General features: G+C 68.6%; 5 protein-coding genes and 1 pseudogene. 5 read left to right on the forward strand and 1 reads right to left on the reverse strand.

All coding sequences use genetic code 11. The annotated features are described in order from the left end of the window. Positions 1-7,044, reverse strand: coding sequence for an NIDO-like domain-containing protein (locus tag AC6JBM_RS04700; RefSeq protein ID WP_497982396.1), 7,044 nt, complete (start codon positions 7,042-7,044; stop codon positions 1-3). A gap of 391 nt (positions 7,045-7,435) precedes the next feature. On the opposite strand from AC6JBM_RS04700, the pseudogene AC6JBM_RS04705 reads away from it, so the two are divergent. The 5 genes and pseudogenes from AC6JBM_RS04705 to AC6JBM_RS04725 all read left to right on the forward strand — a co-directional run. Continuing rightward, positions 7,436-7,915, forward strand: a pseudogene (locus AC6JBM_RS04705) (transposase); the annotation flags it as partial. A 378-nt stretch (positions 7,916-8,293) separates the two neighbouring features. Then, entirely contained in the window at positions 8,294-10,204 is a 1,911-nt protein-coding gene (locus tag AC6JBM_RS04710) for a hypothetical protein (protein ID WP_497982397.1), read from the forward strand. Next, on the forward strand, positions 10,201-12,435 hold the full coding sequence (locus AC6JBM_RS04715) for an AfsR/SARP family transcriptional regulator (protein ID WP_497982398.1): 2,235 nt from the start codon (positions 10,201-10,203) through the stop codon (positions 12,433-12,435). Before AC6JBM_RS04710 ends, AC6JBM_RS04715 begins: the two co-directional genes overlap by 4 nt. 296 nt (positions 12,436-12,731) lie before the next feature. Then, the gene (locus AC6JBM_RS04720) at positions 12,732-13,682 is read left to right on the forward strand and encodes a hypothetical protein (protein WP_497982399.1); all 951 of its coding nucleotides are present in this window, start codon (positions 12,732-12,734) and stop codon (positions 13,680-13,682) included. Positions 13,683-13,716: 34 nt separating this feature from the next. Further along, the gene (locus AC6JBM_RS04725) at positions 13,717-14,070 is read left to right on the forward strand and encodes a hypothetical protein (protein ID WP_497982400.1); all 354 of its coding nucleotides are present in this window, start codon (positions 13,717-13,719) and stop codon (positions 14,068-14,070) included. The last annotated feature ends 103 nt before the right edge of the window (positions 14,071-14,173 follow it).

The raw sequence follows: 14,173 nt of genomic DNA on the forward strand, positions 1-14,173 counted from the left end.
CTAGAAGTACGTCCAGAACCGGGCAGTTCGGGGCACGGCCTTCAGTGTAAACTGGAATCCGTCTTCGGTTAAATCCCACACCCAAAGTTCGCCTTGCTGGGATCCGGTCGCCTTCATGTAACGGCGCAACGCCCGAGTGCCAGCTCTAATTCCAGTTTTAGTATTTGGCTTGAGCTCGATAGGCCTGCCGTCCGCCCCGCGGGCGTCAGCAATATCCTCGTTGTTGATCTTCCAGCCGTTTCCTTCATACTTGTCCCACCCGTTTCGCGCAGCTAAGTCTTTCCATTCCTGAGATTGCTGAGCAGCACGACCCTGCTGGGCTTCTTGGCTATTTCCGGACTTCAGGTTTTTCGTCGTGCCGCGCTTTTTAGGTGGCTTATTGGGATCACTTGCACCGGCGCCTCCACCTGCGCTGCCGGCCTGAGCGCCTGAAGACGCGCCACTGCTGTCGGCCGACGCTGACATGGCTCCGGCCGCAGCCGCGGCTGCGGCACCGATAACAGCGTTCCACCGCAGGTCGATGTTGGGTTTGCTGGCCGCGCCGCCGCCGATTGGTTTTGCTGGGCCGTGGATGTGGGAGCGTGACATGAACTTCGCCACTGCTCCGATAACTTTCTTCTGGAAAGCCCAGGAGACGTCGTTGTAGGTGCGCCAGGCGTTTTGGACTCCTGGAGTGGCCGCTCTGATGGCGGCGGTGGTGGCGATCTGGATGGCGCAGTAGATCAGACACGGCCCGGACGCGGCCCGTTCGTGGCCGTCGTTGTAAAGGCCCGTCGAATCACTGATGGTGATCGGGTTGTGGCTGGCGTAGCTATATGGGTTCAGGTTGGTGGGGTCGCCGGGGTTGAGGACTGGGTCGGGGCTGAGGAATGTGCCGAGGTTTGGGTCGTATTCGCGGGCGCCGAGGTCGGTGAGCCCGGTTGAGGTATTGGATTGCTTGTCGAGGAAGCCGTGGTCGTTGGGCCAGGTTCCTTGGGTTGAGCGGTCGGCACCGTAGGGGGTGTACCAGCGGCGTTGGACGGCTCCGGTGGTGGTGTTGACGGCCAGGTCGGCGCTGCCCTGGTGGTCGGCGGCGAGCCAGGCCGTGCCAGCGCTGGTGCGCACGCCGATGGGCTGGTCGTCGTGGGTGTACACGCGGGTGGCGGTGACGGTGCTGCCGGCAGCTTTGTATTCCTGGCCGGCGGCGTAGAGGGTGGTACCGGTCGGGTCTTTGCGGATGAGCAGCGTGCCGTCGGCGTCATAGAGGTGGTTGGTGACCTGGTTGCCGCCGGTGGCGTGGACGGCGGCTTGGCTGAATTGGCCTTCGCTGTCGTAAGTGAAGTCGGTGCTGACGCCGTTGATGGTGCGGGTTGCGGTGTTGCCGGCGACGTCGTACGTCATGCTGTCGGCTCGGCTGGCGGTGCCGGTGTACTGCACGGCGATGGCACCGTGGGGCCGGGTTCCGGACGTCGGATACGTATAGGTCCGGGTGGTGGTTGCCGACGCGCTGGTGCGGTGGATGTCCTGCGTGCGGCGGCTGGTGCTGTCGAAAGTGAAGCTGTCCCAGTATGGGTACTTGCCGGACCCGGCGATGGCGGCGGTGGTGGGGTTCGCGGAGCAGGCGTCGACAGCTGTCCAGGCTTCGGTGAGGCGGTGCTGACTGTCGTAGCGGAAGCATTGGGCCTGGTTGTCGGTGCCGTCGGTGATCGACAGGACGTCACCGGCGTCGTCGTAGCCGTAGGTGTCGTTCTGGGGGGTGAGGAACTGGCCGCTGTGTGCCGGGTCGGGGAGCTTCGATGTGATGTTGGTCAGGCGGTGAGTTGCTGCTTCGTAGGTGTAGTTGCGCGTGAGTTGCCCTGATCCTGAGGCGCCGTAGACCTGTTGGATGGGTTGGTTGTCGTTGTTGTAGGTGGTGGACGTGATGTATGGCGACAGGCCGGTGGTGGTTTTCGCGGCGCCGAGGGTGTCGTAGGTGTGGGTGACCGTCTCGGCTGGCAGCCCGCCGCCGACGGGATAGCTGACGGAGGTCTGCTGCCCGACGAGGTCGTAGCCGTAGGTGTTCTGGTAGGTGCCGGCGAGCGGGCCCTGGATCATGGGAATTGTCCAGGTGGTGCCAGTCGGCTCGTACTGGTCGTTGTAGCCGTCGATCGAGGTCGTGTACTGGTCGGCGCCGACCCAGCGAGTGGCGGAGGTCAGTTCGCCCTTGGCTTTGGTGTCGTAGAGGTACGAGGCGATTTTGGTGCCGGTGCTGACGTCGCCGCTCCAGCGGGTGGTTTCACGGCCGAGGCTGTCGTATTGGTACGAGATTTTCTGGCCGCGGCTGTCGAGCGTCGAGGTGAGCCGGTCGGCGGCGTCATAGGTGTTCGTGGTGGTGCCGGTGTCTGGTTCGGTCGTGGTCTTGCGCCGGCCGTGCAGGTCGTAGGTGTACTGACTTTGGTTGTTCGCCGCGTCTTTGATGCCGGTAAGGCGGCCGAGCCGGTCGTAGGTGTAGGTGGTGGTTTCTGCTGTGCCGGTCACCGTTGCTGTCGGGTACTTGCTGATCGTGACGGGTTGGCCGTCGATGTCGAACACGGTGACGGTGGCGCCGGTGTTCGACGCCACGATCGTTGTTCGGTCGGGCCCGTATGCCGCGGTGGTGGTGAATTTGGTGACGGCGTGCGACCAGAGCGCGACGCTGGTTGGCCTGGCACGGCGGTCGAAGGTGGTGACTTCGAATGCGTCGATGTCGTTGTCGACGTAGCCGGCCAGGGCGCCGGACGGTGCTGCGGAGTTCCAGAACGTGGCGGCCTTCGCGGCGAGCCCGCGGGCGTCGTACTGCTGGTCGGTGATGATGCGGCCGCCCGCGCTCCCGCTGGACGGCTCCTGGAACTGTCGCTGACGAAGCAGGCCGTCGAGGATGTCGATGGTCTCGAGCTGCGTGTTTGATGCTGTCAGGGTCTTGGTGGAAACGGTGTTGGGTGCTGTGCTGCTGACGGTGTACTCGTAGTGGATGTCGGGTGTCTGTGTGGGCTGGCTGGCGGTCGGCTGGAAGGTGATGGCTTTGCCGTTGGCGAGCAGCGTCTGGTGGTAGGCATATTGGGTGGCGGCGGTCCCGGTCGGGTTTTCGATGCCGACGGTGGCGCCGTTGCCTCGGTCGTCGTCACGGGCGTCGATGCCGTCGTAGTTGAAGGTGATCGCGCCGTTGGCCTCGTTGAGGGTGACTTCGAACGTCACGCGGGTGTTTTGGAGGTTGAGGCTGGCCTGGGACCATTCGATGGTGAACTGCCGGTTCGGTGCCGTTCCGGTGGTGGCGGTCCAGACGCGGGAGGTTGCGTCGAGGGTCAAATCCTGCCAGAACGGGTAGACGGCGGCGTTCGGCGCCGCTGCGTTGGGCAGTGTGGTGGGGCTGCTGTCGCTAGCAGTGTCGGCGAAAGACAGAAGGCCGTTCGTCGACAGTGTTGCTGCCGAGTACCGCTGGCCATAGAAAGCGAACGGGAACGGCAGCTGGATCTGCTTGTGCGCCTCGTCGCCGCTGATGTTGATCTGCGTCCCGGTCCCGGAGAGGTCCTTGAACGGCTGGGTCGCGGTGGATGTCGTGTAGACGACTGCACCCGCCGGCGAGTGCGGGGCGTAGACGTTGGTCAGCCGGCCGAGTGAGTCGTATTGAGCGTTGGTGACCTTCCCGTTCGGGTCGATGTCCATTGTGGTCTGGGCGCGGGACGGGTCGTACGTGGTCTTGGTGATGTGCCCGGCCGGATTGGTCACGGTCGTGGAGGTCAGCGGGCCGGCGCCGACGGGGGTGTAGCTAATCCTGGTGATAGCGCCAAGTTTGTCGGTGCTGTCGACGACGCGGCCGAGGTCGTCGTAGTCGATGTGGCCCAGCTGGGTCCAGGTGAGCGTCGTGCCGGACGCTGTGTCGAGTTCGTTGCTACGGCTGGGCAGGCCGCGGATCGGGGAGGACCCGACGGGGCGGTCGTCGTACTGGGTTTGTGAGCCGTCGATCGTGGTGCCGGCGCAGTTGGTGGTGAGACGCTGCGACTCGTAGGCCACCATCCAGGTGGTGGTGTTGGGTGTGGTGTAGCTGATGGTGTCGCAGGTGTCGTCGGCGGTGGTGCTGATGTCGCCGTAGTCGGTCTCGGTCGTGGTGTTGCCGTAGATGTCGTAGCCGCGGCTGGTCTCGCTGGTACGCCAGGTCCCGTCGGGCATGAGTGTCTGGTGCTTGGTGTCGTTCTCGACGACGTGGTATGCGTAGGCCTTGCCGTAGGTCCAGTTCCCGGTGCGGGTGGCTGTGGGGTTGTCGTAGCCGTTCGGCCCAACAAATCGAGGACTGTGGATTGTTTTGGTGGCGGCCGTGCCGTTGTCGAGCGTCTGCTCTTCCCGGATGAAGCCGCGGACCGGGCCCCAGTCGTAGACGGTCTGCCCGTTGGAGTCGGTGATTTGCGCGTAGCGGGCCGTGCCGTTCTGCAGCAGGTCACCGGCCATGCCGCGCAGGTATAGACGTTTGGTGACTGTCTGCTGGCTGGTGTCGGTTTGGCCGGTGTTGGTTCCGTGGTTGAAGATCGGAAGGGCGTCGCCGTGGGTGGTGGTGACAGTTGCGTAGCCGGCGAAGTCGTTCCAGTTGCGGGTGGGCTGGTAGGCGGTGTCGTTGTTGTCGAAGCGCCATAGGGCGTCGGTGTTCGACCCGGCGGTGGAGTAGTCGAAGGTGTACGTCTGGTCGGGGCTGCCGCCGGTCAGGTCCTTGTCGACGACCTTGCTGACGACGTACTTGTTGAACCAGGAGCCGTCGCCGGGAAAGCAACGGTGGCTGTTGTTGTCCAGCGGGATGCTGCTGAGCATCTGCGGGGTGCAGTCACTGTTGAGGTACGTGACGTCGACCTCTTCGCCGGTGCCGGTGAGCAACTTGGTCAGCCGGTAGTGATTGCTGGTGCCGTTGTTGACCCGGTTCGGTTTGGCGTCGCCGCCGAACGACATCGTCGGCAGGGTGATGTCGGCGCTGTTGGCGGCTCCGCCGGCCTTGCCGGTGCGTTGCAGGCCGTTGAACCACAATGCGGCGGGCGTGCCGTCGCCCATCGCCGGGAACGTCTTGCTCAGGTAGAAGGAGTCGACCTGGTGGTAGGCGCTGGCGGCGGCGTCCCAGACCTCGGTGTAGATCTGAGCGAGCTGCCATGGCGTCCAGAACGTCGGGGTGTACTGGTAACACGGGGTCGTCTGGGTGACCGGGCAGTACTGGTCCCAGGGCACATCGGGGTACGCGGTGCAGTTCGCCGACGTCGGATCGCAGCGCGGATTCTCCACCAGGTTGACCCGGGCGGTGGGTACCGAGGTGCCCTCGCTGCCGGCGCGGGTGCCGTAGTCGATGCGCTTGAGGCGAGCGGTCAGGTCGTAGACCCAGTTGTTCGAACCGTTCCAGTTGCCGTACTTGCCCTGATAGCGCTCGTAGAAGTACGTCATCGAGTTGCCGGCGGGGTCGATGACGTAGTCGAGATTCCAGCGGTAGGCCAGGTCGCAGCCGGAGTTGTACGGCTGGTTCGCGACGTAGCACGGTTCGCCCGAAGTTGTGCCGTAGACAAGCACCTTCTGCACGGAGTTGGTCGCGTCTGGGTCGCCGGCGTAGCGCTTGTGCTTGCCGAAGAAGAACTGTGTGCCGTCGGGTTGGGTGATCTTCCAGTACTGGTGCTGGTAGTCGCCGTTCGCGACGGTGACGTCGGTGACGAGCTCGACATGCGAACCGTCGTCGTCTTCCGGCCGCCACAGGTTCGCGGTGTTGTCGTCTTTGACCAGCCGCGTCGACTTGCCGCCGAACACGAGCGTGATCGTCTTGTCGGAGAACCAGCACAGGTCGCCGGTGCCGGTGCCCTCGCGGTAACACGAGTCATAGGACCGCTCGACGTAGCCGGTCTGCAGATCCCAGCCCTCGCCCACCCACGACGCCTGGTTGTTCGTCGAGGACGTTTCGCCGTCGACGAGATTCGAGGAATACCGCAGGGTCAGGGCCGGTGACGGGCCGGCCGACACCGGCGGGACGGTCACTGGCACCGAATACGCGAACTCGGCGCCTTGGTTGCCTGCACCCCACGTGTAGGTGGGCGACAACGACGTCGCGGCCCAGTTCCCGGCTGCCGAGCTCGGGCCGGCCGTCAACGCGTACACCGGCTGGCCCGAGGTCGTGGCCGCGACCAGCTTCGCGCTGCCCTGCGTCGACTTTGCGTCAGCGGCTCCGCCGTCGCCGTCGCGTATCTGCTCTTCCGTCGGGCCGGCCACGGCCGGGGTCTGCACGGACGTGGCCGCAGTCTTGGCCGTCGATGATGAGAACGTCGTGGTGCTGCCGGCCGATCCGACGTCGATGGCATCGGCCGAAACGACCTGCGCCGAGCCGACGTTCGATGCACCGGACACCGGCTGCTGGATCTGGCACTCCGGCCGGTCGGGCGTCGTCAACACGCACGATGGCAGGCGCACGAGCCGGAGTCGACCGCCGTAGTCGGCGCCGTAGGCGTGCGCAAAACTCGAGTAGTCCAGGTCGAGCGCGACCTGGCCGGTCCGCTCGATGCCGTCCGCGCGGGACATGGTGAAGAGCACGCCACGCACGCCGGCTTTGTCGGTGACGTCACGGTCGGCTACCGACAACTTAATCGACGTTGGGGAACCAGCGGTGGACGCCTTGCCCTTGACCGCGGCCAGCTCGTTCGTGGCGTCGCCCCCTCGACCTCGAACTGCAAGGCCAAGACCACCGACTTGTGACTTGCCAGCACCTGCCGATGACACCGCCGCGCGGGCAGCCCCCGACGACGTGTCATCGACGGCAATGACTCCATCGCCGCCGGCCGGCCACGCTTGAGCACCCGCATTCCACGACGGATGGACATCCGAGCCAACCTTCGTCGGCTGCTTGGCCGGCACCGACCGAACGGGCGTTGACTTGCCTGCTACAGGCGCGGCCGGCACATCCCAAGCTGCCGCAGACGCCGGCGGCGGAACCACCACAAGGCTGGCCGCAACTACCGCTCCCGCGACCACCGAACCTGCGATCCGAAGGACACGCGACCGGTCCCAACGCAGAATCCAGCGTGAATCCACCACCGACATGACGACACCCCGCAGCCATCACGAACCCCGATGCGGGGTTGATCGAGGCGGAAATCTAAAAGCCACAATCAGCAGGCGCAATAGCCCTCAGCCGAACGCTACTCAGAGCTATGAAGTACAGCAGACTGCCCACCAGCCAAACGCCTCTGAGCTGCTGCAATACGTGCTCTGGTGTGATGTAAACCACGGGTATCCGTACGCGCGGTGAAATGGGACGGCCGGTTACGAGCCCGCAGTTCCGGCGCGGCCCGCCCTGATGCGGACGAAGCCGTGAGGCGGCACAGGCAGACACGAACAGCCACAAACGTAGCGCCGAAAATCGTTCACCTCGGGGCTCACAAACCCGTCCTGGATCAGTCGGTCGAAGTCGACGACGCGCCCGACGCACGGCACCGTGGTGCAGACCTGCGTGGTGCATCTGCTGCGCAACTCGTTCAAGTACGCATCCCGTCAGCACTGAGACGCCATCGCGAAAGCGCTGAAGCCGGTCTGCACCGCGGCGACCGAGGCCGCTGCCGAGCAGCGGTTCCTGGAGTTCGCCAAGACCTGGGGCGAAAAGTATCCCGCGATCGTCAGGCTGTGGGAGAACGCCTGGGCCGAATTCGTGCCGTTCCTGGCCTTCGACGCCGAGGTCCGCAAGGTCGTGTGCTCGACCAACTCGATCGAGAGCGTCAACGCCCGGATCCGCCGAACCGTCCGGGCTCGCGGGCACTTCCCCAACGAGCAGGCAGCTCTCAAATGCGTCTACCTCGCCGTGATGGCCCTCGACCCGACCGGTGCCGGCCGCCGCCGCTGGATCACCCGCTGGAAAGCCGCCCTCAACGCCTTCGACCTAGCCTTCGACGGCCGTCTCACCGCAGGCCGCAACTAACCATCACAGACATCGAGTTGCACCGTTTTCGACTCAGACCCCGCACGACCCCATGCACGCTCGGCGGAGGAACAGCGAGCGTCCGGTTAGCAGCGTCAGTCACGCTGCGCGGGCGATCACTGCCCGGCAACGTCGCCGCTGCGGCGCGGGTGGCCACCAAGATGAGGTCCGGTGCCTGGGAGGTGGCTCGATGCGTTGTGAATCCCGAACTCATGTGCCGCGAGGGTGGACAGCCGACTTGCCGGGGCTGGGGCTGTGGACTCGCTTGTCTGGGCCGGGGCGCCCGGTTGGCATCGCCGGCCTGTGCGACGACCTGTGGGTGCCGCTGCCGTGCTTTGGTCAGCGTGGCGACGATACCGACGCGGATCTTTGCGGGGCGTGATGTCGGGGTTACGTGTCGTTGATCTGACAGTGCAGAATGTCGATGTGTCGATTTCTGCCGATGCGTGGCTCGGTGTCGAGCTGCGCCGCAGCGATGTAACGGCGATGGTGGCGTGGCCGGACGGCACGGCCATGGCGCTGCCCGAGAACGACCGTGCCGACGTCGACGATCCTGCGCCGACCAGAGTGGGTGCGCAGTGGCCGGAGGCCGGGTTGGGCCGCGCGGCGTCTGGCGCAGATGCGATGGGTCGGGTGCTGGCGCAGCAGCTGCGGCAGGTGGCGCGCCGCGCAGCAGCAGTAGCCGGGGCGGTGCCCGGCGCGGTGACGGTGGTCGTGCCGGCGGAGTCGGGGGCGCTGCAGCTGCCGGTGGTGCGGCGGGCCGCAGCGGCGGCGGGGTTCGGGGTGGTGGAGGTGCTGCCGGCGGCGGTCGCGGTGGGCTGGCATCTGCTGGCTGGTGGGGTGCGGCTGGAGCCGGGGGCAGTGCTGCTGGTGTGCACGGTCGACGCCGAGTGCGCCGCCACGGTGCTGCACCGCACACCCGAAGGGTTCGCGGTGCTCTCGAGCGTGACGGAGACGACGGTCGCGGCGGACATGCCCGCCCCGGGCATGCATGCGGTGGCGCCGGCGGACGGGATGGTGCGGGAGGTGCTGCGCCGGGCGTTGGCGGGTGCGCAACTGGCGCCGGGGATGGTCGATCTGGTGTGCGCGGTCGGCGAGAACGCGGACGCGGCGGTCGGGCGGGATCTGGCCGTGGTGTGTGGGGTCGAGCCGTGGCTGGTGGCCGAGCCGCGGTTCGCGGCGCTGCTGGGGGCGGTGCAGCGCGGCCCCGCCGGTGGTGGCGGGCCGGCCTCGGCGGTGCGGCGAGCGGGGTGGCGGGACGGTGCGGCGGTGCTGCTGCCCGCCGTGTGGTCGATGGCGCTCTTCGGGCAGTTCCTGGCCGGGTCGCAGCGCTACGGGCCGCGGGAGAAGCTGTTCACCCCCGGGATGCTGCTGGCCTCGTGGGGCGGGCTGGCGTTCGCCGCCGTGTTCGGGCTGGTCGCGCTGGTCGGTGGGCTCCTGCTGGCGACGGAGCTCCGTCACGACGCAGCCGACGACGGTGAGGACGGCCCCGGCATGGCCGGGTTGGGGTGGGTGCGGCACCGCCTGCAGGCCTTGGCGCTGGCCGGCGGCGCACTGGGCGGGCTGGCGCTGGCGGCGATCTACAGTCTCGTGGCGGCCGGATACTTCGATCTGGAGCTGGGGCCGCTGCTGCGCTGGTCGGTGCTGCCGGTGCTGCCGGCAGCGGTCGCCGTGGTGGGGTTGGCGGTGGTGGTGTGGCAGCGGCCGCACCCGCCGGGCGGGTCCTGGCCGGCGTGGCTGCGGTTCCCGCCGCTGACCGTCCTGGTCGCCGGCGCCGGGGCGCTGTTGATCAGTTTCGACGAAACCGGCCAGCCCCGGCTGCTGCAAGCCCTGGCCTGGCAGCTGTATCAATGGGCGCCGTCCGGCCACATGACGATCATCGGGCCGGTCGGGCGGCTCGGCGGGGTGTGTGTCGGTGTCGCGGTGGCGCTGCTGATTGTGCGGCGCCCGTTGGCCCGGCTGCTGCTGGGGGCGGCGCTGGCGGTGGTGGTCGGTGTGTCGCTGGCGTGGCGGGTCACCGGCACGGTCGCGGTCGGGTTCGCGTTGGCTGTGGCCGGCTGGTGGGCGGCCCGGGCGGCGTGGTTGGTGCTGCGCCCGCTGCTGCTGCGCCCACCCGGCACGACCGGCCGCGAACCGCCCGTCCTGCCGGCCGCAACGACCCCGGTGCCGACCGAGCCGGGCGGCGGATGGGGCGGCGATGGCCACGTGCCGCACGGCGGGTCCGGGTGGCCGGCGGCGAGCCGGGACACGGATCCCGGCGGGTGGGGCAGCGGTGAGGCCATGCGATGAGGACGCTCGGACGGGCACTGCGGGCGGCCGCCGCTGCCGTGGCACTGCTGCTCGGTCTGGCGGTGCTGCCCGCGTTGCTGATCGTGGTGCAGTCCACAGTGGCCTGGGACTGGCGTGCCCTGCTCGGCGACCCGCAGTCCCCGGCGACCCTGCTCGCCCTCGGGCTGGGTGCGGGGTGGCTGCTCTGGCTGGCGCTGCTGATCGCCGTCATCACCGACGCGGTCGCCGCGGTCCGCGGCCTGCGGCGGGTGACCTGGCTACCCGTGTCGCTGCACGCCGCGGTCACCGCCGCGGCCAGCGGCGTGCTCCTCGCGGTGTATGCGGTGCGGGGCGGAACTGCCACCACCCCGGCCACCGCTGGCACCGTACCGGCCACCGCCACCACGGCACCCGACGCGGCCACCGGCCCGCCCACAGCACCACTACCACCGCCGCCCGGCTGGGCCGCCGCGACCGCTGTCGCGCAGGGGCTGGAGCTGCCGGGCGGATGGCTGCCGCTCCCGGTTGCCACTGCGGTCGGCGCGGCAGTGGCACTGGCATGGGCGCAGCGGCGGCGCGACTATGTGCCGGGGCCGCCGACCGGCTGGCGCCGCAACGACCCGGACCTGGTCGCGCCAGCTGCGTCGGTCCGCCACCTGCTCCGAGCGGCCCACGCCGCCGACGACGGACTGCCAGACATCGGCACCGCCGAGCTCGGCGACCCAGCCCAGCCGGACGCCGCCGGGCCAGCCGCGGATCCCGGCGCCGACGGCGGCTCCCCGGCCGCAGCCACGGACCCCGACCGGGCGCCGGCATTACTGGACCTGCTCCCGGCCGGCGAGCTGCGACTGACCGGCCCGGGCGGGCACGACGCCGCGCGGGGCATCCTCGTCGCGCTCAGCGCCCTGCCGAACGGTCGGCCCCGCATCGTACGCACCGCCGGGTTCGCTGCCGCGGTCCTCGGTGTGCCGCACGCCCCCACCTGCTCCGGGCCGCCACCAGGGCACACCACCGGCCAGCACAAGCAGCCCACCACCGATGTGGTCGTGTTCGCCGCCGGCCCGGAACCCGGTGCCGCCGCACCGGTCGACGACAGACCCGCCCCGGCCGATCCGGACCCAAGTACGGTCCACGCCGTCCGGTGCACGATCCGGGTCGCCGCCACACCGGGCAGCGGCGTGTGCTGGCACATCGCACGTGACGGCACCGTCCACGCGCTCACCGGACCCGCCCCGACCGCCGGCCGGTTGCCGATCCTGGACCGGCGCACCACACGCGACATCCTCACCAGCCTCGGCGCCCTCCCACCACCAGCAGCCGACACCAGCCAACCGGCCCCCAGCCACCACCAGGTCGATCACGACATCGCCGCGGCGAACAGCATCGAAGGATGGCCGGACCCACCACCCGGCACAGCCGGGCAGGTCCGCCGGCTCCTCATCCGGGTCTTGGGCGAGGTGACGGTGCTGCGACCCCACCCGGACGGCTCGCACAGCCCGGTATCGATCCGGCGCAGCGCCGGCCAGCAGATCCTCGTGCTGCTCGCCCTGCACCGCGACGGGCTCACCGACAGCGAGCTCAGACAAGCGCTCTGGCCCGACGTACCCAGCAGCGCCGCCCAACGCCGCTACGCGACCACCATGTCCGAACTGCGCCGCACCCTGCACACTGCCGCCGGCCGGCCAGTCCTCGTCCAAGACCCAGCCGACCCCGTCCGTCGCCGGCACCCACACCGGCTCGACCCAGCCGCGGTCCAGGTCGACATCTGGCGGCTCCAAGGCCTCCTCGACACGGCAGCGACCACCGACGACCCCACGTACCGGCGCCTGCTGCTGGCCGCAGCAGCCGGCGTCAGCGGCGGCGAGCTCGCCGCGGGCTGGACGTACGCATGGCTCCTCGAGGACCGCGAACGCCTCGTGCGGCACCTGCTGGACGTCGCCACCCACCTTGCCGACAGCGAACCCGACCACCACGCCGCCCTACGGCTGCTGCACCAAGCCCTGCAACTGGCGCCGACCAACGAACACCTGCACCAGCGAGTCCTGCAACGTCACGCCGCCGCCGGCGACCACGACGGGCTCCGCCGCGCCGCCGCCACCCTCACCGAACACCTCACCGCGCACAGCCTGCAGCCCGAACCGGCCACCGTCACGCTGCTCACCACCCTGTTCACCGGCTCGCCCCAGCCAACCGCACGACCTCCCGGCACCGGGCGCGTCATGCCAGCCACACCAGAAGGAAACCCGCCATGACGCATCCCACCCCTGACCGCCAGCCAACACCGGGCAACGCCATACCGGGCCCCTCACCCACCGCGCGACCCGCACCACCGATACCGCCAGACGGCCCGTCCGCCGCCAATGCACTGCCGATCCTTCCCGCCGGACCAACCGCAGTCCTTGTCCCATTCGACGTCGGGCACCAGCGGCGCATGCCGGCCGGGCAGCGGGTCGAGATCCCGCACCTGCCACCCGCATTGCGGCCCCCAAGCACCGCGGCGCGCCGCCCACCGGTGCAGAACCGGCGGCGGGTCCTGCTTGCTGGGGCCGTGGCGGTCGTGGCGGTACTCGCCATCGCCGCGATCACGATCGCCCGGACCACATCCGGGCCAAGTCCACGCGACGTCGTCGCCGACTACTTCGCCACGCTCACCGCACGCGACTCCACCAACCTCCCGCCAGGCCGGTGCGACAACAACCCGCTGTGCGCACCCGCAGCCCTCGACGCCGGCTACCAACCCCCACACGACGTCACCATCGGCGACGACACCGGCACCAACGACCTACGCCACGTCCCCGTCACCTACACCATCGCCGGCCAGCCCGACACCACCGTCATCGACCTGCGCGGCACCCGCACCGGCATGTTCACCAACCGGACCTGGACCATCATCAACCCGCCCGGCGCACAGCTCACCATCCCCGACCACACCCCCGCCCCGATCACCATCGCCGCCGCCCGGCTCCCCACCCCCAAACTCGGCGAACAAGCAACCCTGTGGGCGCCACCAGGCCAATACACCCTCACTCGCCCCGCAACCCCAGTCCTGGAAGCCGGCCAAGCCAGCATCACCGTCACCAGCGGCCCACCACCCACCATCACCATCCCGAACGTCCTCAAGCCCGCCGCTGTCGACACAGCCCAACAGATCATCCACGACCGCATCGACGCCTGCGCCGCCAAACCGGCATTCGCCCCGACCGTCGGAGCACCCGGACACACCTGGAACAGCTGCCCCATCACCTACCCAGAGCGCTACACCATCACCAACGACCCCACCTGGACCATCAACACCTACCCACAACTCCACCTCGAACCAGCAGACGACGGCACCATCACCGTCACCACCACCACACCCGGCCAGGCCACCATCCGATACCGATGGACCGACCACCTCGCCGAACCACGCACCTGGACCGACGCCACCGACACCATCGACGTCACCGTCACCGGCCGAATCACAGCAGCCTCCGGTACACCCGAATGGCAGCCCGCCTGACGTCACCGATCCCCAGCACACCAGCACGATCTACGTGCTGTCCGGCACGACCCTGTTGGCCGTCGACCACACCACGGGCACCGCGCTGCCCATCTCCAGCACGGTGCCGACAGGTGGGCACACGCCCACCACGCTGCTATCCGTCGGCGGCTACCTGTACTACGGGCAGTGGAACCCGGGCGAGGTGTACCCGGTACTGACCCGCGTGTACAAGGCCGAGCACGGCGATCATCGCCGCGAGCGGGTTCACGAACATCACCGGCATCGGCCGCGCTCGCCGGGCGGCTCCGCGCCGCGATGGACGCCGGCGCGCTCGAGGACCGCACCGCCGTCGTCGAGGACGGCTTTCTGCGCTGGGCCGATGGATGAGCCTCACAGCGCGGAGTGAGCGGAGTTCGACGCGGTACAGTGCGAAGGACCTGCGAGGTGCCGATCTCGGTGTACCGCAGCAACGGTGCGGGCAGCGCATGCGCCCGATCATGCTGGGCTTG

This window comes from Dactylosporangium thailandense (genome assembly GCF_059739745.1).

Coding starts and splice junctions, on each gene's coding strand:
- AC6JBM_RS04700 (WP_497982396.1), bottom strand. CDS start 7,044: ATGTCGGTGGTGGATTCACGCTGGATTCTGCGTTGGGACCGGTCGCGT.
- AC6JBM_RS04715 (WP_497982398.1), top strand. CDS start 10,201: ATGAGGACGCTCGGACGGGCACTGCGGGCGGCCGCCGCTGCCGTGGCA.